Genomic DNA, 20,577 nt, shown 5'->3' with positions numbered 1-20,577 from the left:
TGGGGCGGCCTCAGGAAAACACGACCCGGAATTCGGTGTGCTGGCCGGGTGTGCTCGACAGCAGCAGGCGCGCACCCAGGCTTTGCACATTGGCCTGCACCAGGTCCAGGCCGACACCGCGGCCGGCATGCCGCGACGTCGCGGCGGCGGTGGAAAAACCGGGCTTGAAGATGTTCGCGACGATCTGCTTGTCGCTGAAACTCTGCAACTGCTCGGCGTTGTACCAGCCCAGCTCCAGCAGGCGGCAGCGCACGTCGGCAGCCTTCAGGCCGGCACCGTCGTCGCGAACCGTGAGCTGCCATTGGCCGGCTTCGTCAGGGCCCAGCGCCACGCTGAGCTGGCCTTCGGCGGGTTTGCCGGCGGCCTGCCGCGCGGCCGGCGTTTCCACGCCGTGCACCACGGCATTGCGCAGCAGCTGGATGGCGATCTCGCGCACCAGGCCCAGCTTGGCCGGCGCAATCTCCGGCGCGCCGGCCATGCGCACATCGGCCTTCACGCGTTTGCCGCAGTCCGTGGCCACCTCGGTGGCCAGCCGGGTGAGCGCGGCATGGAGGTCTTGCGGCGAATCGCCTTGCCGGGATGACGCGCCTTCGCCCGAACGCCTCTGGCCCAGGGCTTTGAAGGCGCCTACCTTGGAGAGCAGGTCTTCCAGCGGCAGCGGCAGGGCCAGCAGGGCGTCACCGGTGGCTGCGCCGCTGTCCTTGAGTTTTTGCAATTCGCTCTCGAACTGGTGGGCCAGCGTGGCCAGGATTTCCAGGCCCAGGGAAGCGGCGTCACCCTTGAAGGCGTGGATGCGGCGGTAGGCGCCGTCCACCGCCTTGAGCACCTGGATCTCGGAGGCGGCCGAGGAGGTGCTGCGCAGCAGGTCGTTGACCTCGAGCAGCGAAGCCTCGGCGCGCTCGACGAAGGCCCGCATCATGGCCGGTTCGGTCTCGAAGGCCTTGAGCATCATGGACAGCTCTTTTTGCGAGCGCTGGCGTTCGCCGGCGAGCCTGGCCTGCAGTTCGACCTTTTGCGTGATGTCCTGCACGGTGACCAGCAGGTGCCGCACGGTGGCGCCGTCCTGCACCCGGTTGAAATGGAAGGATAGGTAGCGGGTCGTCTGCTGGCCCAGGCGGTTGGCAACGGTGAGCTCCACTTCCGAAAGCGGGTTGATGCCCTGGACCAGCTGCTCCTTCACATGAGGGGAGAACAGCAGCTCCACATAATCGCGCGCGTCGGTGAGGGCCTTGAGGGACACCATCGTGGACAGTACCTCGAAAAAATTCTGCCCCGGCGCCAGCGTTTTGCCGAACAGCGCGTGGGTGGAGCGGGACAGCTGTGAGCCCAGCTGGTGCCCCGGCGTGAGCAGGAACAGGCCTTCGCGCACGCTGGCGAGGATTTCGCGGTTTTCTTCGGTCGCCGCTTCAATCGCGGCGTCGGAGGTCTTCAGCCGACGCAAAAACTTGAACAGGATGAAGGCGAAATTCAGCAGGGCCAGCACGATGCCACCGGTTTGCACCATGCGCAGCACGCTGGCGCGCGACGCGCCTATCTGCTGTGTTTCGGTCACGAAGTCGTTGGCCGCGCTGAGCAGCTCGCTGTTGTGGGCCTGGCTGTAGGCCAGCGCGGCGGCCAGTTCCTGCTGCGTGAAGTTGTCGCCGCTCAGCAAGGGCTGGAGCAGGGCGAAGTAGGGTTTCCAAAGGACTTCCACCTTGTCTTCAAGCTCGCGGCCGCGGCTGGATGTCACGGGGTGCAGGTAGACGGGCTTGCCGTCGCCGCCGGGAATCGTTCCGCCTTCGCGAAAAGCGACCTGAGAGATCTGGAATATCTTGGCGCCCGAGCGCAGCTCCGCCAGGGTTTCGGGCTTGTAGAAAAGCCCGGCGGCGCGCATGGCGTCAAGCTCCAGCAGGGTGCGCGCGACGCGCTGCGACACATAACGCTGGCGGCCCGACAGGTTGATGGTCACGGTGTCCTGGTCGATCTTGAACGAGGTGTAGAAATTCAACACCAGCACCCCGAGGTCGAACAGGAGAAAGAAGGCCACCGCGATGATGATTTCGCGGTACTTGCCGAACAGGCCCGGGCCGGCTTTGCGTGTGGGCCGGGCGGCCGCGATCCTGTCGGCGCCTTGGACTGGCAAAACTGCAGACATAGCAAACCTCCCTTGTGCGAACTTGCGGAACGGTTTATCCCGTTTTCTTGCGATGCGGCCGCCTGCCGGTTTTCCGGCCCCTCGGCGGCCCTGCCTCAGGCCGCTTTTTCGACGTGGCCCTGGCGCGTATAGAGAAAATCGATTACGGCCTTGCGGTAACCCAGGTAGCGGATGTCCTCGGCCAGCGCCACGCGCGAGCGGGGCCGCGGCAACTCGACCTGCAGCACCTCGCCGATCGTGGCCGAGGGGCCGTTGGTCATCATCACGATGCGGTCGGACAGCAGCACCGCCTCATCGACGTCGTGGGTCACCATGACCACCGTGCTTTGCGTGGTGGCAACGATCTGCAGCAGCTCGTCCTGCAGCTTGGCGCGGGTCAGCGCGTCCAGCGCGCCGAAGGGTTCGTCGAGCAGCAGCACCTTGGGTTCCATGGACAGCGCGCGCGCGATGCCGACACGCTGCTTCATGCCGCCCGAGATTTCGCCGGGGCGCTTTTGTGCCGCCGCGCTCAGCCCGACCATGGCCAGCGCCGCGTCGGTGCGGGCCAAGAGCCGGGCCTTGCTTTCGGTGGCTGAGAACACGCGCTCGACGGCCAGGTAGACGTTTTCAAAGCAGGTCAGCCAGGGCAGCAGCGAGTGGTTCTGGAACACCACGGCGCGCTCCGGGCCGGGCCCGGCGATTTCGCGGTTGGCGCACAGCAGGCTGCCCTCGGTGGGCGTCGTCAGTCCGGCGATCAGGTTCAGCAGGGTGGACTTGCCGCAGCCCGAGTGGCCAATCAGCGCGACGAACTCGCCCTTGGCGACCGTCAGGTTGATGTTCTGCAGCGCGCGGAACGGCCCCTTGCGGGTCTTGAAGGTCTGCTCGACGCCCTGGATTTCGATGTACTTGGTGGTGAAGGATGTCATGGCGGGGCTCCTGGGGGCTTAGTTCTTGACTTCTTCGAAGGTGAAGGCCGTGGCCAGCTTGATCAGCGCGAACTCCAGCACCAGGCCGACGATGCCGATCACGAAGATCGCGATGATGATGTTCTTGACGTTGAGGTTGTTCCACTCGTCCCAGACCCAGAAGCCGATGCCGACGCCGCCGGTCAGCATCTCGGCCGCGACGATCACCAGCCAGGCGGTGCCCACGGCCAGGCGCACGCCGGTCAGCATGTAGGGCAGCACGGCGGGGAAGAGGATCTTGGTGACGATCTTCCATTCGCTGAGATTGAGCACGCGCGCCACGTTCATGTAGTCCTGCGGCACGCGCTGCACGCCGACGGCGGTGTTGATGATCATGGGCCAGATCGAGCAGATGAAGATGGTCCAGATGGCGGCCGGGTTGGCGCCCTTGAAGACCAGCAGCCCTATCGGCAGCCAGGCCAGCGGCGAGACCGGGCGCAGCAGGCTGATCAGCGGGTTGAACATGCGGCTCAGGAAATTGAAGCGGCCTATCATGAAGCCGACGGGGATGCCGACGACGGCCGCCATGCCGAAGCCCATGGCCACGCGCTTGAGCGAGGACAGCACGTTCCAGCCCACACCCTGGTCGTTGGGGCCTTTGCTGTAGAACGGGTCGCTGAAGATCTGCACCGCCTGGGCGAGGGTGTCCTTGGGAGACGGGATGCTGCCGCCCGTGCCCATGAACACCAGCTCCCAGACCAGCGCCAGCAGGCCCAGGCCCAGCAGCGGCGGCAGCACGGCCAGCCAGAGAAACGAGGCATCCCAGGGCGCGCGGGCCGGCGCGGTGGGAGCGGCCGCCTGCGCCGCGGCGGGAGTGGTGGTGGGGTGTGTCATGTTGTGGGGAGCCGCCAATGGGGCAGGGCCGGCATCCCTGGCTTTGGGCTTGTCGCCGCCGCGGGCCGCGGGCGCGGCCTCAAGCGGGTTGTGGAATACGGCACTGACCATGGCGTGACCTCTTTGCGTGGGGTGGAAGGTTCTGTGGATGAGGTGGGGCGGGGCGCGGGCTCAGGCCTGGAGCTTGAAGCTGTCGGCGTACTTTTTCGGGTCCTTGCCGTCCCAGACTGCGCCGTCCATCAGCTTGCTGCTGCGCATGACATCCTTGGGAACGCTGGCCTTGGCGGCGGTGGCGGCCTGTTTGTAGACATCGATCTGGTTGATCTTTTTGGCGATGCCCAGGTAGTCCGGGTGCTCCTTGATCAGGCCCCAGCGCTTGTGCTGCGTGAGGAACCACATGCCGTCGGAGAGGTAGGGGAAATTCACCGCGCCGTCGTTGTAGAACTTCATGTAGTTGGGGTCGTCCCAGGTCTTGCCCATGCCGTTCTGGTAGCGGCCCAGGATGCGCTGGTTGATCGCGTCGACGCTGGTGTTGACGTAGCTCTTGTCGGCCACGGTTTCGGCCATCTTGTTCTTGTTGGTGAGGCTGGCGTCAATCCACTTGCCGGCCTCGATGATGGCGGCGGTCACGGCGCGCGCCGTGTTGGGGTATTTCTGCACGAATTCCGCGGTGGTGCCCAGCACCTTTTCGGGGTGGTCCTTCCAGATGTCCTGGGTGGTCACGGCGGTCACGCCAATGCCGTCGATGATGGCGCGGTGGCCCCAGGGCTCGCCCACGCAGTAGCCGTCCATATTGCCCACGCGCATATTGGCCACCATTTGCGGCGGCGGCACGGTGATGACCTTGGCGTCCTTCATCGGATTGATGCCGTTGGCAGCCAGCCAGTAATAAAGCCACATGGCGTGCGTGCCGGTGGGAAAGGTCTGGGCAAAGGTGTATTCGCGTTTGTCGCTGGCCATCAGCTTGGCCAGGCCGGGGCCGTCCACCGCGCCCTTGTCGGCGAGCTTCTTGGACAGCGTGATGGCCTGGCCGTTGTTGTTGAGCGTCATCAGCACGGCCATGTCTTTCTTGGGGCCGGCCGTGCCCATGTGCACGCCGTAGACCAGGCCATAGAGCACGTGGGCGAAGTCCAGTTCGCCGTTGACCAGCTTGTCGCGCACGCCGGCCCAGCTGGCTTCCTTGGTCGGGATGATCTTGACGCCATACTTCTGGTCTATGCCCAGCACCGAGGCCATCACCACCGAGGCGCAATCGGTCAGGGGAATGAAGCCGATCTTGACTTCCTTTTTTTCCGGCGCGTCCGATCCCTGGGCGTACACGGCGGCGCGCAGGGCGGGGTTGATGCCCACGGCGCCCACGGCCGCGGCCTGCAGCACGGTGCGGCGTGTCAGCGAAGATTTCAGCAGTTCAGTCATGTGAGCGGCTCCAGCTAAGTAAAAACAAAAGACAAAAACAAAAAAGGCGCTCGACCCGGGCAACACGTTGAACGTGATGCAGGGTGCGAACGCCTTTGTTCCTTGGGGCACCACACACTTCGTCGTTGAAGTGCTGTGCCGTATGGCCATCCTTGGCCAGTGCTTAGGGCATTGCAAAAGCTGTGCCAGGGGCGCCTAGCGTTGCCGAAAGCCTTGTTCTACAGAGTGGGGACGCCGGGGGAGCTCCCCTTTGTGCGCCCCCAGGTCGAGCGCCCTGAAGAGTCGCCGCGGGGCGGGGCGCCAGAACGGTGGGGCTTGTTGTCCGCACCTAATTTGTGCGCTGCACCAATTGAGGGTGGGCGGATCAGCCCAGCAGGTCCAGGGCGTCCAGCATGCGCTGGGCCACCTCGCCCAGGCGCAGGCCTTTGTCCATGGCGGCCTTGCGCAGCTTTTCGTAGGCGGCCTGTTCGGACAGCCCCTGGCGCTGCATCAGCATGCCTTTGGCCCGGTCTATGACTTTTCGCTCGTGCAGCTCGGTCTTGGCATGCGCCAGCTCTTTTCGCAGGCCTTGCTCATGCTCAAAGCGCGCCATGGCCACGTCCAGGATGGGGCGGATACGGTCTGGCGAGAGCCCGGCCACCACGTAAGCCGATACGCCGGCCGCGACGGCGTCCTTGACGTGGCTGGTGTCGTTGTCATTGGTGAACAGCACGATGGGCCGCCGCGCGTCCCGCGTCGCCATCACCACATGTTCCAGGGAGTCGCGGGCCTCGCTTTCAGCGTCCACGATGATCATGTCGGGCTGCAGCTGCGCCAGGCGCTCGTCCAGAAAGGTGTCGGCCGGCAGCACCGCGACGATGTTGTAACCGTTTTCGAGCAGTCCTATGCGCAGCTGGCGCGAGCGCTCGGCGAGCTCCCGCGCATGGTCGTCAGCGGACGCGGACTCCAGGAGGTCCGGTGCGATGATGACCAGGCGCAGGGATTGTGACGGCGTCATGCGTGGTTTCGTGCAAGAACCGTGCCCCTGACGGCTCTGCGGCCCTGCTGATGTGGGGAGTTCTCTCCAAACCTTACACTTCGAAGATGAGAGTCTTAGGTATCGAATCGAGTTGTGATGAAACCGGCGTGGCGCTGGTGGATGCCAGCGGCGCTGGCGTGCCGCGCCTGCTGTCGCATGCGCTGTACAGCCAGATCGCCATGCACCAGGCCTATGGCGGCGTGGTGCCTGAGCTGGCCAGCCGCGACCACATACGCCGTGTATTGCCCCTGACGCAGCAGGTGATGGCGGAGGCGGGTAGCAGCCTGGCGCAAGTGGATGTGGTGGCTTACACGCGCGGTCCCGGATTGGCCGGCGCACTTCTGGTGGGGGCCGGGGTGGCTTGCTCGCTGGCGGCGGCACTGGGCAAGCCGGCCATGGGGGTGCACCATCTGGAAGGCCATTTGCTCTCGCCCTTCCTGAGCGCCGACCCACCCGAGTTTCCTTTTGTGGCGCTGCTGGTGTCGGGCGGCCACACCCAGCTGATGCGGGTGGACCGGGTAGGCAGCTACGAGCTGCTCGGTGAAACCATTGACGATGCGGCCGGCGAGGCTTTCGACAAGTCGGCCAAGCTCATGGGCCTGCTTTATCCGGGCGGCCCGCACCTGTCGAAACTGGCCGAGGGGGGCGACGGCGCGGCTTTCAAGCTGCCGCGGCCCTTGCTGCACAGCGGCGATCTCGATTTTTCATTCGCCGGGCTGAAGACCGCGGTGCTGACGCAGGCCAAAAAACTGGGGCCCGACCTGGAAAGCCGCAAGGCCGACCTCGCGGCTGCCACGCAGGCGGCGATTGTGGAGGTGCTGGTCAAAAAATCACTGGCCGCGATGGCCCAAACCGGGCTCAAGCGCCTGGTGGTGGCCGGCGGTGTGGGCGCCAATGCGCTGCTGCGCAGCCAGCTCAATGCCGTGTGCAAACAACGCGGTATTCGCGTGCATTACCCCGAATTGCATTTGTGCACCGACAACGGCGCGATGATTGCGCTGGCGGCCGGCATGCGGCTGCAGGCGGGGCTGGAAACGCTTCAGCGCGGCTACACCTTTGACGTAAAGCCGCGCTGGAACCTGGCAGAGCTGCAGGCTGAAGCAGCCTGAACCCTGGACCACCCGGTTATTGAATATCGAGGTGCGTGACGTTGCTCACCGGGATCTTCTTGCCCAGCGTCAGGGTCAGCACGCCGTTCTCGAGCTTGGCCGAGCTGTTGGCGGTGTCGATTTCCAGCGGGAAGCGCCAGGCGGCTTTGACCTTGCGGGGTGCGTCATCCTTGCTGGCCACGCGGACCACGTCACCCTCGATGCCGATGTCCAGGTGCTCGCGGGCGAGACCCGGGACGTCGAGTTGCAGGGTGTAGGCTTTTTCCTGGTCTTCCACGCTGGCGGGCTTGGCGGCGCCGGCATCAGAGAGCGAGGAGAAGGTGTCGTTGAGGAATTTTTCCAGGGCGCCGTTGCTCACGACGGGCGCGTAGTGGCGATGAAAGGCGCGGGCGGGGCGATGGGCGAGAGAGTAAAACATGGCTGTTCCTTGAAGGGTTAACAAGGGGCGGTTTCCCCTTACACTGCGCGGCGTTCACCGTGATTGCCGCATGCACACCAGTTAGGTGTGCAGCCGGTTTATTCAAGCCAGATCCAGCAAAAAACAGGGAGTTCTTTTTTTATGCGCCAACACTTGAAACGCCTTTTCACGGCCCTATGTCTTTGCGCTTCCATGGGGGCCGGCGCGCAGACGGCCGGCCAGCCGCCGGTAGCTGCACCTGTTCGTATTGCCCTGATTGAAAGCCTGTCGGGCGCCTTCGCCAACACCGGCGAGGCGGTGTTCCGCAACCTGGTCTGGGCCACCGAGCGGGTCAACGCACGCGGCGGCGTGAAGCTGGCCGGCGGGCCGCGCAACCTGGTGGTCGAGCGCTACGACAGCAAGGGCCAGAACGAAGAAGCGCTGGCGGCCCTGCGCTCGGCCATCGACGACGGCGTGACCATCATCGCGCAGGGCAATTCGTCGGCCATCGCGGCAGTGCTCATAGACGCCATCAACAAACACAACGAGCGCGAACCGAAAAAGCGCGTGCTGTTCCTGAACTACTCGGCGGTCGATCCCATCCTGACGAATGAAAAGTGCAGCTACTGGCATTTCCGTTTCGATGCGCACGCCGACATGCGCATGGCCGCGCTCATGGACGTGCTCAAGGACGACAAGGCGCTCAAAAGCATTTACCTGATAGGCCAGGACTACAGCTTCGGCCAGGCCGTGTTGCGCGAGGCCCGCAAGCAGCTGGGTGCGCAGCGTCCCGACGTGCAGATCGTGGGCGACGAGTTGCACGCGCTGGGCCGCGTCAAGGATTTCATCCCCTACGCCGCGAAGATCAAGGCCAGCGGTGCGCAGGCAGTGCTCACGGGCAACTGGGGCAACGACCTGACCTTGCTGATCAAGGCGGCCAGGGAAGTGGGCTACGAGGGCAAGTTCTACACCTTCTACGGCAATGCGCTGGGCGTGCCGGGCGCGCTGGGTGAGGCCGGCGTGGGCAAGGTGGTCGCCGTGGCCGACTGGTTCCCCAACGAGGCGGGCGCGCAGTCCGAGGCTTTTTACCAGTCCTTCCGCCAGCGTTTCCCGAAGCCGCAGGACGACTATGTGCACATGCGCATGCAGCTCATGGTCGAGGCGCTGGCCCAAAGCCTGGACAAGGCCGGCAGCGCCGAGGCCGGCGCGGTGGCGGCGCAACTCGAGCGCGGTGCCGTCAATTTCGCGGGCCACCAGGGCGCCATGCGCGCGCAGGACCACCAGTTCCAGCAGCCGCTGCTGGTGGCGCTGATGGGCAAGCAGGGCTCGCCGGGCGTGAAGTTCGACGTGGAAGGTTCGGGCTACGGCTTTCGCGTGATCAAGACGATCTCGCCCGAACGGGCCGAGCAGCCGAGCAGCTGCAAGATGGTCCGGCCCTGAGTTTCAATTCTTTTGTTTTTGACGAACGCCGGCAGGCAGATCGAACATTCCCATGACCCTGAGACAGGCTGTTTTAAACCTTGAAGAATCCATGATCCGCCAGGTCGCCAATGCCGGCATGGGGCGCAGCGACGTGCTCAAGTTCTGGTTTGGCGAAAGCGACGAGGTCACGCCGGCCTTTATCCGCGACGCGGCCGCCGCTTCGCTGCAGCAGGGCGAGACCTTTTATGCCCATAACCTGGGCCTGCCCGAGCTGCGCGAGGCGATCGCCGGCTATGCCACGGGCCTGCGCTGCCCGGGCGCCGCCCCCATCACGGCGGAGCGCATTGCGGTCACCTCGGGCGGCGTCAATGCCTTGATGCTGGCCGTGCAGGCGCTGGTGGATGCCGGCGACGAAGTGGTTGCCGTCACGCCGGTCTGGCCCAACCTGACGGCCCAGCCGGCCATCATGGGCGCGCAGGTGCGCTGCGTGAGCCTCAAGCCGGTGGCGGGTGAATGGCGGCTGGACCTGGCCGAACTGCTGGCCGCCATCACGCCCCAAACCAAGCTGCTGATCGTCAACGCACCCAACAACCCCACAGGCTGGACCCTGGCGCGCGCCGAGCAGGAGGCCATCCTGGCGCATTGCCGCCAAACCGGGACCTGGATACTGGCCGACGAGGTGTATGAGCGGCTGTATTACGAGCCCACCCCGAATGGCTGCGCTCCCAGTTTCCTGGATATCGCGGCGCCCGAAGACCTGCTGGTGGTGGTCCACAGTTTTTCCAAGAGCTTTTTGATGACAGGCTGGCGCCTGGGCTGGCTGGTGATGCCGGCCACGATGACGCCGCACATGGGCAAGCTGGTGGAGTTCAACACCTCCTGCGCGCCGGTGTTCGTGCAGCGGGCCGGGCTGGCGGCCATAAACCGCACGGCCGACATCACGCCGCGGGTGGTGGCCCACCTGAAAACCTGCCGCGACACCCTGGTGCCCCTGCTGCAGGCCGTGCCCGGCGTGCAGCTGGCCCCGGCCAAAGGGGGCATGTACGCCTTTTTCCGGCTGCAAGACCCCGCAGACCCCGCGCGCTTTGGCGACTCGCTGGAAACGGCCAAACGCCTGGTCGTGGAGGCCGGCCTGGGCCTGGCGCCCGGCAACGCCTTTATGGTCAAGCCCGGGCCCGAGGCCCAGGGCTGGCTGCGCTGGTGTTTCGCCAGCCAGGACCTGGCCAGGCTGGGGCAGGGGGTGGAACGGCTGAGGGGCTGGCTCTAGAACCAGTTCCCGGTCTTCAGGCTATAATCCAAGGCTCTGCGCAGTTTGAGGCCTTTTTGGGGCCTTTTTCATGCCGGAACACGACGAAAGCGGTTTATCCATCTCCCATGTCGGGAACGCTGCTTCGCTCGCAAGCGCACCTCGGTGCAAGAAAGAGAAAACATGATTGCAAAATCCGTCAAGGCCGAAATCGTCCAGGCCAACGCACGTGCCGCCGGCGACACCGGCAGCCCTGAAGTTCAAGTGGCGCTGCTGACCGGCCGCATCAACGAACTGACCCCCCATTTCAAGGCCAACGCCAAGGATCACCACGGCCGCCGCGGCCTGCTGCGCATGGTGAGCCGCCGCCGCAAGCTGCTGGACTACCTGAAGTCCAAAGACGCCGACCGTTACACCGCGCTGATCGCCAAGCTTGGCCTGCGCAAGTAATCGGTAACAACGATTTGAAAGCGCCTGAGTTAGTTCACTAGCTCAGGCGCTTTTTACTTCGGAGCAAGGCAAAACGAGCACGCGCTGTGTCATTCCACAAAAAAAGCCCTGGGCAAGCCGCTGAGCCCAGGCATTTTGTGGAATGGCATCGTGTTCAGCCAGCCGCCGCTCCGGGCCTCCCGCGCTGCCTCAAGCGTGTGAATTTAGTGGAGATAAGAACATGAGCATTTTCAACAAAGTCACCAAGTCCTTCCAATGGGGCCAGCACAAGGTCACGATGGAAACCGGCGAAATCGCCCGCCAGTCCAGCGGCGCCGTCGTCGTCGACATGGACGGCACCGTGGTGCTGGCCACCGTGGTCGCCAAGTCCGATGCCAAGCCCGGCCAGGATTTCTTCCCCCTGACCGTCGATTACCTCGAAAAAACCTATGCCGCCGGCCGCATCCCCGGCAGCTTCTTCAAGCGCGAAGGCCGCCCCAGCGAATTCGAAACGCTGACCTCCCGCCTGATCGACCGCCCCATCCGCCCGCTGTTCCCCGAAGGCTTCTTCAACGAAGTGCAGGTCGTGATCCACGTGCTGTCGCTGAACCCTGAAGTCGAAGGCGACATCCCCGCGCTGATCGCCTCGAGCGCCGCCCTGTCGATCTCCGGCATCCCCTTCAACGGCCCCATCGGCGCCGCGCGCGTGGCCTACATCGACGGCCAGTACGTGCTGAACCCCGGCAAGACCCAGCTCAAGGATTCGAAGATGGACCTCGTCGTGGCCGGCACCGAAGCCGCCGTGCTGATGGTCGAGTCCGAAGCCCAGCAGCTGTCCGAAGAGATCATGCTCGGCGCCGTGGTGTTCGGCCATGAGCAGGGCAATATCGCGATCAACGCGATCCACGAACTCGTGCGCGACGCCGGCAAGCCGGTCTGGGACTGGCAAGCCCCCGCCAAGAACGAGCCGCTGATCGCCAAGGTCAATGAACTCGCCGGCGCCAAGCTGCAGGCCGCCTACCAGATCCGCGCCAAGCAGGCGCGTACGCAAGCCTGCCGCGTGGTGACTTCCGACGTGATGGCTGCCCTGAAGGCCGACGGCGTGGAATTCGACAGCGTTGCCGTGGAAGGCATGCTGTTCGACATCGAAGCCAAGATCGTGCGCAGCCAGATCCTGGCCGGCGAGCCCCGCATCGACGGCCGCGACACCCGCACCGTGCGCGCCATTGAAATCCGCAACAGCGTGCTGCCCCGCACCCACGGCTCGGCCCTGTTCACGCGCGGCGAAACCCAGGCGCTGGTCGTGACCACGCTGGGCACCGAACGCGACGCGCAGCGCATCGACGCGCTGTCCGGCGACTACGAAGACCGCTTCATGCTGCACTACAACATGCCTCCGTTCGCCACCGGCGAAACCGGCCGTGTCGGCAGCCCGAAACGCCGCGAAATCGGCCACGGCCGCCTGGCCAAGCGCGCGCTGGTCGCGGTGCTGCCCACCAAGGAAGAGTTCCCCTACACCATGCGTGTGGTGTCTGAAATCACCGAATCCAATGGTTCCTCGTCGATGGCTTCGGTCTGCGGCGGCTGCCTCTCGCTGATGGACGCGGGCGTTCCGATGAAGGCCCACGTGGCCGGCATCGCCATGGGCCTGATCAAGGAAGACAACCGTTTTGCCGTGCTGACCGACATCCTGGGCGACGAAGATCACCTGGGCGACATGGACTTCAAGGTCGCGGGCACCACCTTCGGCATCACCGCGCTGCAGATGGACATCAAGATCCAGGGCATCACCAAGGAAATCATGCAGGTCGCGCTGGCCCAGGCCAAGGAAGCCCGCATGCACATCCTGGGCAAGATGCAGGAAGCCATGGGCGAGGCCAAGGCCGAGGTCTCCGATTTCGCGCCCCGCCTCTACGTCATGAAGATCAACCCCGAGAAGATCCGCGACGTGATCGGCAAGGGCGGCGCCGTCATCCGCGCGCTGACCGAAGAAACCGGCACGCAGATCAACATCGAGGAAGACGGCACCATCACCATCGCCTCGAACGACAGCGCCAAGGCCGATGAAGCCAAGCGCCGCATCGCCGAGATCACCGCTGAAGTCGAAATCGGCAAGGTCTACGAAGGCCCGGTCACCAAGATCCTGGACTTCGGCGCGCTGATCAACCTGCTGCCCGGCAAGGACGGCCTGCTGCACATCAGCCAGATCGCCCACGAGCGCGTCGAGAAGGTCACCGACTACCTGAGCGAAGGCCAGATCGTCAAGGTCAAGGTTCTTGAGACCGACGAAAAAGGCCGCGTCAAGCTGTCGATGAAGGCCTTGCTGGACCGTCCTGCCCAGGACCAGGACCGGGGCTGATCCGCACCGGCCATGGCTGTTGCGCCGCTTGCGCCCGGATGCCGGGCGCCGGCGGTGCAAACGAATTGCATACCCCATGAAAGCTGTTGAAATTACCTCCTACGGCGGGCCCGAGGTGTTGCGTCTGGGCGCGCGCCCGGCACCCATCGACGGCCCGGGCGAGGTGGTGATCCGCGTGAACGCCAGCGGCGTGAACCGCCCTGACGTACTGCAGCGCATGGGCCACTACCCGGTGCCGCCGGGCGCGTCCGATATCCCGGGCCTCGAAGTGGCCGGCGTGATCGTCTCCGGCGACACCAAGGCCATGGCCGCGGCCGGGCTGAAGCCCGGCGACCGCGTCTGCGCGCTGGTCGCCGGCGGCGGTTATGCCGAGCTGTGCGTCGCGCCCGTCGGGCAATGCCTGCCGGTGCCCGAGGGCTTCAGCGACGTCGAGGCGGCTTCGCTGCCCGAGACCTTCTTCACGGTCTGGAGCAATGTGTTCGAGCGCGCCCGCCTGCAGCCCGGTGAAACCCTGCTGATCCAGGGCGGCTCCAGCGGCATAGGTGTGACGGCCATCCAGATCGCCAAGGCCCTGGGCGCCACGGTGCTGGTCACGGCCGGCAGCGACGACAAGTGCGCGGCCTGCGTCGCCCTGGGAGCGGACCACGCCATCAACTACAAGAGCAGCGACTTCGCCGAAGAGGTGAAGCGGCTCACGAACGGGCAGGGCGTCAACGTCATTCTCGACATGGTGGCGGGCAGCTATGTCGCGCGTGAAGTCGAATGCCTGGCCGAGGACGGCCGCCTCGCCATCATCGCGGTGCAGGGCGGCGTCAAGGCCGAGGTCAACGCCGGCCTGGTGCTGCGCAAGCGACTGACCATCACCGGCTCGACCTTGCGCCCGCGTTCCGTCGAGTTCAAGGCGGCGATCGCAAAAGCGCTGAAAGAAAAAGTCTGGCCGCTGATGGCCCGCGGCGCCGTCAAGCCGGTGATCCACAGCACTTTTGCGGCAGCCGACGCGGCCAGGGCCCATGCGCTGATGGAGTCGAATTCGCATATCGGCAAAATTGTTTTGACCTGGTAAGCCAAAGATGAAAAAACTCATTGCAGGAAACTGGAAGATGAACGGCAGCCTGGCGGCCAATGCGGCCTTGCTGGACACGCTGGCGCAAGGCCTGGACCGCGCGCCGGCCTGCGAGGTCGCCGTTTGTGTTCCCGCGCCCTACCTGGGGCAGGTGCAGGCCATGCGTTCCGCGCAGGCCGGCCTCGCGGCCATCGAACTCGGCGCGCAGGATGTCTCGGCGCAGGCCTCGGGTGCCTACACGGGCGAGGTGAGCGCCGCCATGCTCAAGGACTTCGGCTGCCGTTTTGCCATCGTCGGCCATTCGGAGCGCCGCCAGTACCACGGTGAAAGCGATGCGCTGGTGGCCGACAAGGCCAAAGCCGCGCTGGCATCGGGCATCACGCCCATCGTCTGCGTGGGTGAGACCCTGGCCGAGCGCGAAGCCGGCCACACCGAAGAAGTCGTCAAGCGCCAGCTGGCCGCGGTGATCCACACCAACGGCCACTGCATCAGCGAAATCGTCGTGGCCTATGAACCCGTGTGGGCCATAGGTACCGGCAAGACGGCATCGCCCGAAGAAGCCCAGGCTGTGCACGCGGTGTTGCGCGCCCAGCTGAAGGCGGCGACTGACCAGTTCGCGCGTGTGAAAATCCTGTATGGCGGCAGCATGAACGCCGCCAATGCGGCAGCGCTGCTGGCCCAGCCCGACATCGACGGCGGCCTGATTGGCGGCGCTTCGCTCAAAGCCCCTGATTTCTTGACCATTATTGCTGCAGCCCGCAAGTAACGAGCGCAGAACGCTATTAATTTAGGAGTAGATATGAACGTTGTAGTAACCATTGTCCTCGCTGTGCAGATGCTCTCGGCGCTCGGCATGATTGGCCTGATCCTGGTGCAGCACGGCAAGGGCGCCGACATGGGCGCGGCGTTCGGCAGCGGCGGCTCGGGCAGCCTGTTCGGCGCCAGCGGCAGCGCCAACTTCCTGTCGCGCACCACGGGCATTCTTGCTGCGCTGTTTTTTGCATGCACCTTGCTGCTTGCTTACTTCGGCGGCAGCTCGCTGCCGCGCAGCGGTTCCAGCGTTCTCGAAGGCGCTCCTGTGACGGCGCCGGCGCCTGCCGGCGCGGCTTCCGGCGCGGGCCAAACCCCCGCGACCACGGCACCCGCGAGCGGCAGCGCCGCGGTTCCCGCGCCGCCTGCGCCCGCCGCATCGGGCGCCGCGCAAATCCCGACGAAATAACGTGATTTTGCTGCCGCCTCTCGTCGGGAGAGGCGGTATTTCAGGGTAAACTCTGAGACTGTCTGGAAAGCCCAAAACCGCAAGGTTTCCTCATGCCATCCAGTCAGTTAAATACCGCGGACGTGGTGAAATTGGTAGACACGCTATCTTGAGGGGGTAGTGCCGAAAGGTGTGCGAGTTCGAGTCTCGCCGTCCGCACCAGATTGACAAGCATCGGCAGCAGCGCTCCGGCGGTGCTGTCGGCTCAAACGGCAAGCTGAAACAAACCGCACAGGTGGCTTTTCAGAAGTTGAATCCACGATGAACCTCGATCAATACCTCCCTGTTCTCCTGTTCATTCTGGTTGGTGTGGGTGTCGGCGTGGTGCCCCAGGTCCTGGGGCGTTTGTTGGGCCCCGTGCGCCCCGACAGCGAAAAAAATTCCCCTTACGAATGCGGCTTCGAGGCTTTCGAAGATGCCCGCATGAAATTCGATGTGCGCTACTACCTGGTCGCCATCCTCTTCATTCTGTTTGACCTCGAAATCGCCTTCCTCTTTCCCTGGGCCGTGGCGCTCAAGGAAATCGGCCCCGTCGGTTTCTGGTCGGTCATGATCTTCCTGGGCATTCTGGTCGTGGGCTTTGTCTACGAGTGGAAAAAAGGTGCGCTGGACTGGGAATAAGAAGATAGAAATCCCGAGGGTTCTCTAGGGCTAGGGCGAATCTCGCCACAAAGGTACGGGTATGTCACTTGAAGGTGTTTTCAACGAAGGCTTCATGACCACGAGCTATGACTCGGTGGTGAACTGGGCCAAGACGGGTTCGCTCTGGCCCATGACGTTCGGCCTGGCTTGCTGCGCCGTCGAAATGATGCATGCCGGCGCGGCGCGCTACGACCTGGACCGCTTCGGCATGTTGTTCCGCCCCAGCCCGCGCCAGTCCGACCTGATGATCGTGGCCGGCACGCTGTGCAACAAGATGGGTCCGGCCCTGCGCAAGGTCTACGACCAGATGTCCGAGCCGCGCTGGGTGCTGTCCATGGGCTCGTGCGCCAACGGCGGCGGCTACTACCACTACAGCTATTCCGTGGTTCGCGGCTGCGACCGCATCGTGCCGGTGGACGTTTACGTGCCGGGCTGCCCGCCCACGGCCGAAGCGCTGATGTACGGCATCATCCAGCTGCAGCAGAAAATCCGCCGCACCAACACGATTGCGAGGGCATAAAGCATGTCCTCTTCCCCCGTGTCCATGGAGCAGCTCGCCGAAACGATTCACGCCGTCCTCGGCGACAAGGTCAAAAGCCTGAAGACAGCGCTCGGCGAAATCACCCTCACAGTCTCCGCCGCCGACTACCTGGCGGCCGCCACCCAGCTGCGCGATGCGCCCGGCTGCCGCTTCGAGCAACTGATCGACCTGTGCGGCGTCGACTATTCCGAATACCGGGACGGCCAGCACGACGGCCCGCGCTACTGCGTGGTGTCGCACCTGCTGTCGGTCAGCCTCAACCAGCGCGTGCGCCTCAAGGTGTTTTGCCCCGACGACGATTTCCCCGTGGTGGATTCGCTCAACGGCATCTGGAATTCGGCCAACTGGTTCGAGCGCGAGGCCTTCGACCTCTACGGCATCATCTTTGAAGGCCACAACGACCTGCGCCGCATCCTGACCGACTACGGTTTCATCGGCCATCCTTTCCGCAAGGACTTCCCGACTTCGGGCCATGTGGAGATGCGCTACGACCCCGAACAAAAGCGCGTGATTTACCAGCCGGTCACCATAGAGCCGCGCGAGATCACCCCGCGTGTGATCCGCGAAGACAACTACGGCGGCCTGCAATAAGCGGCGCCGGCAAGAGATACCCACATGGCTGAAATCAAAAACTACACGCTTAACTTTGGGCCGCAGCATCCCGCGGCGCACGGTGTGCTGCGCCTGGTGCTCGAGCTTGACGGCGAGGTGATACAGCGCGCCGACCCGCACATCGGCCTCTTGCACCGCGCGACCGAAAAACTCGCCGAGAGCAAAACCTACATCCAGTCGCTGCCCTACATGGACCGGCTGGATTACGTCTCCATGATGTCCAACGAGCACGCCTACTGCCTGGCCATCGAGAAGCTGCTCGGCGTCGACGTGCCGGTACGCGCGCAGTACATCCGCGTGATGTACGCCGAAATCACGCGCCTGCTCAACCACCTGCTGTGGCTGGGCGCGCACGGTTTCGACTGCGGCGCGATGAACATCCTGATTTACTGCTTCCGCGAGCGCGAGGCCCTGTTCGACATGTATGAGGCCGTCTCCGGCGCGCGCATGCACGCGGCCTACTTCCGCCCGGGCGGCGTCTACCGCGACCTGCCCGAGAGCATGCCGCAGTACCGCGTCAGCAAGGTCAAGAACGCCAAAGCCATCGCGGCGCTCAACGAGAACCGCCAGGGCTCGCTGCTCGACTTCATCGAGGACTTCGCCAACAAATTCCCGGGCTACGTCGACGAATACGAAACCCTGCTGACCGACAACCGCATCTGGAAGCAGCGCACCGTCGGCGTGGGCGTCGTCTCGCCCGAGCGCGCCCTCAACCTCGGTTTCACCGGCCCCATGCTCAGGGGCTCGGGTTTTGCCTGGGACCTGCGCAAGCAGCAGCCCTACGACGTCTACGACAAGATGGACTTCGACATCCCGGTCGGCAAGACCGGCGACTGCTACGACCGCTACCTGGTGCGCGTCGAGGAAATGCGCCAGTCCAACCGCATCATCAAGCAGTGCGTGGACTGGCTGCGCGTGAACCCCGGCCCCGTCATCACCAGCAACCACAAGGTCGCCGCGCCGGACCGCGAGTCCATGAAGACCAACATGGAAGAGCTGATCCACCACTTCAAGCTCTTCACCGAAGGCTTCCACGTGCCCGAAGGCGAAGCCTATGCGGCGGTCGAGCACCCCAAGGGCGAGTTCGGCATCTACATCGTCAGCGACGGCGCGAACAAGCCCTATCGCCTGAAGATCCGTCCGCCGGGTTTCCCGCACCTCGCGGCCATGGACGAAATGTCGCGCGGCCACATGATCGCCGATGCCGTCGCCGTGATCGGCACCATGGATATTGTGTTCGGTGAAATTGACCGGTAGTCCCCATGATTTCTGAACAAACCAGAGCGCGCTTCGACCGCGAAGTCGCCAAATACCCCGCGGACCAGAAGCAGTCGGCCGTCATGGCCTGCCTGACCATCCTGCAGGAAGAGCACGGCTACGTGAGCGCCGAGAGTGAAAAGGCCGTGGCCGAATACCTCGGCATGGCGCCTATCGCCGTGCACGAAGTCACCACCTTCTACAACATGTACAACCAGCGCCCCGTTGGCAAGTACAAGCTCAACGTCTGCACCAACCTGCCGTGCCAGCTGCGCGATGGCGCCAAGGCGCTCAAGCACCTGGAGCACAAGCTGGGCATCGCCATGGGCGAGACCAGCGCCGACGGCCTGTTCACGCTGCAGCAGTCCGAATGCCTGGGCGCCTGCGCGGATTCGCCGGTGATGCTGGTCAACGACCTCACCATGTGCAGCTTCATGAGCAACGAGAAGCTGGACCAGCTCATCGAAGGTCTCAAATCCGCCGAGGCAAAGCAACCATGACGCTCGCTCCCCTGTCTCCCAACAGCGCAGCCGCGCAAAGCGTGCTGTCCCAGTTCGCGGCCACCGGCGTGCAGACCTGCTTCCACGGCCGGCACATCAACCCGCAAATCCTGGCCGACCTCAACGGCAGCAACTGGCGCCTGAAGGACTACGAAGCCCGCGGCGGCTACCAGGCCCTGCGCAAGATCCTCAAGCAGGACGGCGGCGAGGGCATGACGCCCGACCAGGTCATCGCCGAGGTCAAGGCCGGCAGCCTGCGCGGCCGCGGCGGCGCGGGTTTCCCGACCGGGCTCAAGTGGAGCTTCATGCCGCGCCAGTTCCCGGGTCAGAAGTACCTGGTCTGCAACTCGGACGAGGGCGAGCCGGGCACCTGCAAAGACCGCGACATCATGCAGTACAACCCGCACAGCGTGATCGAGGGCATGGCGATCGCCGCCTATGCCATGGGCATCAGCGTGGGCTACAACTACATCCACGGCGAAATTTTCGCGACCTACCAGCGCTTTGAAGAAGCGCTCGAAGAGGCGCGCGCCGCTGGCCTGCTGGGCGACAACATCTTCGGCAGCGGCTTCAGCTTCCAGCTGCATGCCTCGCACGGCTTTGGCGCCTATATCTGCGGCGAGGAAACCGCGCTGCTCGAGTCGCTCGAAGGCAAAAAAGGCCAGCCGCGCTTCAAGCCGCCGTTCCCGGCCAGCTTCGGCCTCTACGGCAAGCCCACCACCATCAACAACACCGAGACCTTCGCGGCCGTGCCCTGGATCATCCGCAATGGCGGCCAGGCCTACCTCGAATGCGGCAAGCCCAACAACGGCGGCACCAAGATTTATTCGGTCTCGGGCGACGTCGAGTTGCCCGGCAACTATGAAGTGCCCATGGGCACGCCGTTCTCCAAGCTGCTGGAGCTCGCCGGTGGCGTGCGCAAGGGCCGCACGCTCAAGGCCGTGATCCCCGGCGGGTCGTCGGCGCCCGTGCTGCCGGCCTCCATCATGATGGAGTGCACCATGGACTACGACTCCATCGCCAAGGCCGGCTCCATGCTGGGCTCGGGCGCGGTGATCGTGATGGACGACAGCCGCTGCATGGTCGAGTCGCTCAAGCGCTTGTCCTACTTCTACATGCATGAATCCTGCGGCCAGTGCACGCCTTGCCGCGAAGGCACGGGCTGGCTCTGGCGCGTCGTGGACCGTATCCACAACGGCCAGGGCAAGCAGACCGACATGGACCTGCTCAACTCGGTGGCCGACAACATCCAGGGCCGCACCATCTGCGCGCTGGGCGATGCCGCGGCCATGCCGGTGCGCGCCATGATCAAGCATTTCCGCCATGAGTTTGAAGCCATGATCAAGCCACAAGTCTCCCACGCTCCGGTTTCGGCTGCCGCGCAAGCCTGAACCGC

At 64.5% G+C, this 20,577-nt stretch carries 20 protein-coding genes and 1 tRNA gene; 15 read left to right on the top strand and 6 right to left on the bottom strand.

Annotated elements, in window-relative coordinates:
- Window positions 1-10 precede the first annotated feature (10 nt).
- From ACEN9P_RS02250 to ACEN9P_RS02230, 5 genes are all read right to left on the bottom strand, one after another.
- On the bottom strand, window positions 11-2,134 hold the full coding sequence (locus ACEN9P_RS02250; protein ID WP_495620956.1) for an ATP-binding protein: 2,124 nt from the start codon (window positions 2,132-2,134) through the stop codon (window positions 11-13).
- A gap of 95 nt (window positions 2,135-2,229) precedes the next feature.
- Window positions 2,230-3,039, bottom strand: a complete 810-nt coding sequence (locus ACEN9P_RS02245; protein ID WP_495620955.1) for an ABC transporter ATP-binding protein — start codon at window positions 3,037-3,039, stop codon at window positions 2,230-2,232.
- 18 nt (window positions 3,040-3,057) lie between these two features.
- Complete coding sequence (gene ntrB / locus ACEN9P_RS02240) at window positions 3,058-4,023, bottom strand: nitrate ABC transporter permease (RefSeq protein ID WP_495620954.1); 966 nt, start codon at window positions 4,021-4,023, stop codon at window positions 3,058-3,060.
- Between the two features lie 60 nt (window positions 4,024-4,083).
- On the bottom strand, window positions 4,084-5,328 hold the full coding sequence (locus tag ACEN9P_RS02235; RefSeq protein ID WP_477662551.1) for a CmpA/NrtA family ABC transporter substrate-binding protein: 1,245 nt from the start codon (window positions 5,326-5,328) through the stop codon (window positions 4,084-4,086).
- 364 nt (window positions 5,329-5,692) lie between these two features.
- Window positions 5,693-6,325 carry an ANTAR domain-containing response regulator gene (locus ACEN9P_RS02230; protein WP_074577098.1) on the bottom strand — a complete coding sequence of 211 codons (633 nt, stop codon included), beginning with the start codon at window positions 6,323-6,325 and terminating at the stop codon, window positions 5,693-5,695.
- An 86-nt stretch (window positions 6,326-6,411) separates the two neighbouring features.
- Here ACEN9P_RS02230 and tsaD point away from each other — a divergent pair, with 86 nt between their 5' ends.
- Window positions 6,412-7,455, top strand: coding sequence for a tRNA (adenosine(37)-N6)-threonylcarbamoyltransferase complex transferase subunit TsaD (tsaD, locus tag ACEN9P_RS02225; RefSeq protein WP_495620953.1), 1,044 nt, complete (start codon window positions 6,412-6,414; stop codon window positions 7,453-7,455).
- Between the two features lie 16 nt (window positions 7,456-7,471).
- Here tsaD and ACEN9P_RS02220 read toward each other — a convergent pair whose 3' ends face one another.
- On the bottom strand, window positions 7,472-7,873 hold the full coding sequence (locus tag ACEN9P_RS02220; RefSeq protein WP_495620952.1) for an Hsp20/alpha crystallin family protein: 402 nt from the start codon (window positions 7,871-7,873) through the stop codon (window positions 7,472-7,474).
- Between the two features lie 141 nt (window positions 7,874-8,014).
- On the opposite strand from ACEN9P_RS02220, the gene ACEN9P_RS02215 reads away from it, so the two are divergent.
- From ACEN9P_RS02215 to nuoF, 14 genes are all read left to right on the top strand, one after another.
- Window positions 8,015-9,292, top strand: a complete 1,278-nt coding sequence (locus tag ACEN9P_RS02215; protein WP_477662548.1) for a branched-chain amino acid ABC transporter substrate-binding protein — start codon at window positions 8,015-8,017, stop codon at window positions 9,290-9,292.
- Between the two features lie 58 nt (window positions 9,293-9,350).
- Window positions 9,351-10,541: a pyridoxal phosphate-dependent aminotransferase gene (locus tag ACEN9P_RS02210; RefSeq protein ID WP_495622125.1), complete on the top strand. Its 1,191-nt coding sequence runs from the start codon at window positions 9,351-9,353 to the stop codon at window positions 10,539-10,541.
- 162 nt (window positions 10,542-10,703) lie between these two features.
- A complete protein-coding gene (gene rpsO / locus ACEN9P_RS02205) occupies window positions 10,704-10,970 on the top strand; it encodes a 30S ribosomal protein S15 (RefSeq protein WP_007864491.1) in 267 nt (88 codons plus the stop codon).
- A 220-nt stretch (window positions 10,971-11,190) separates the two neighbouring features.
- A complete protein-coding gene (gene pnp / locus ACEN9P_RS02200) occupies window positions 11,191-13,308 on the top strand; it encodes a polyribonucleotide nucleotidyltransferase (RefSeq protein WP_007864483.1) in 2,118 nt (705 codons plus the stop codon).
- A gap of 76 nt (window positions 13,309-13,384) precedes the next feature.
- Window positions 13,385-14,371, top strand: coding sequence for an NAD(P)H-quinone oxidoreductase (locus tag ACEN9P_RS02195; RefSeq protein ID WP_495620951.1), 987 nt, complete (start codon window positions 13,385-13,387; stop codon window positions 14,369-14,371).
- Window positions 14,372-14,408: 37 nt separating this feature from the next.
- Window positions 14,409-15,137 carry a triose-phosphate isomerase gene (gene tpiA / locus ACEN9P_RS02190; protein ID WP_495622124.1) on the top strand — a complete coding sequence of 243 codons (729 nt, stop codon included), beginning with the start codon at window positions 14,409-14,411 and terminating at the stop codon, window positions 15,135-15,137.
- A gap of 33 nt (window positions 15,138-15,170) precedes the next feature.
- Window positions 15,171-15,590, top strand: coding sequence for a preprotein translocase subunit SecG (gene secG / locus ACEN9P_RS02185; RefSeq protein WP_495620950.1), 420 nt, complete (start codon window positions 15,171-15,173; stop codon window positions 15,588-15,590).
- A 116-nt stretch (window positions 15,591-15,706) separates the two neighbouring features.
- A tRNA-Leu gene (locus ACEN9P_RS02180) sits at window positions 15,707-15,791 on the top strand.
- Between the two features lie 99 nt (window positions 15,792-15,890).
- Window positions 15,891-16,250 carry an NADH-quinone oxidoreductase subunit A gene (locus tag ACEN9P_RS02175; RefSeq protein WP_007864471.1) on the top strand — a complete coding sequence of 120 codons (360 nt, stop codon included), beginning with the start codon at window positions 15,891-15,893 and terminating at the stop codon, window positions 16,248-16,250.
- 61 nt (window positions 16,251-16,311) lie between these two features.
- On the top strand, window positions 16,312-16,791 hold the full coding sequence (locus tag ACEN9P_RS02170; RefSeq protein ID WP_007864469.1) for a NuoB/complex I 20 kDa subunit family protein: 480 nt from the start codon (window positions 16,312-16,314) through the stop codon (window positions 16,789-16,791).
- 3 nt (window positions 16,792-16,794) lie between these two features.
- The gene (locus ACEN9P_RS02165) at window positions 16,795-17,403 is read left to right on the top strand and encodes an NADH-quinone oxidoreductase subunit C (RefSeq protein WP_074577084.1); all 609 of its coding nucleotides are present in this window, start codon (window positions 16,795-16,797) and stop codon (window positions 17,401-17,403) included.
- 24 nt (window positions 17,404-17,427) lie between these two features.
- A complete protein-coding gene (locus ACEN9P_RS02160; protein ID WP_074577082.1) occupies window positions 17,428-18,681 on the top strand; it encodes an NADH-quinone oxidoreductase subunit D in 1,254 nt (417 codons plus the stop codon).
- Between the two features lie 5 nt (window positions 18,682-18,686).
- The gene (gene nuoE, locus ACEN9P_RS02155; RefSeq protein ID WP_074577080.1) at window positions 18,687-19,181 is read left to right on the top strand and encodes an NADH-quinone oxidoreductase subunit NuoE; all 495 of its coding nucleotides are present in this window, start codon (window positions 18,687-18,689) and stop codon (window positions 19,179-19,181) included.
- A complete protein-coding gene (gene nuoF, locus ACEN9P_RS02150) occupies window positions 19,178-20,572 on the top strand; it encodes an NADH-quinone oxidoreductase subunit NuoF (protein ID WP_495620949.1) in 1,395 nt (464 codons plus the stop codon). The genes nuoE and nuoF overlap by 4 nt, the downstream gene beginning before the upstream one ends.
- Window positions 20,573-20,577 lie beyond the last annotated feature (5 nt).

It is taken from the genome of Polaromonas sp. Polasp52 (assembly GCF_059491565.1).
This window is presented reverse-complemented; position numbering and strand designations above follow the sequence as displayed.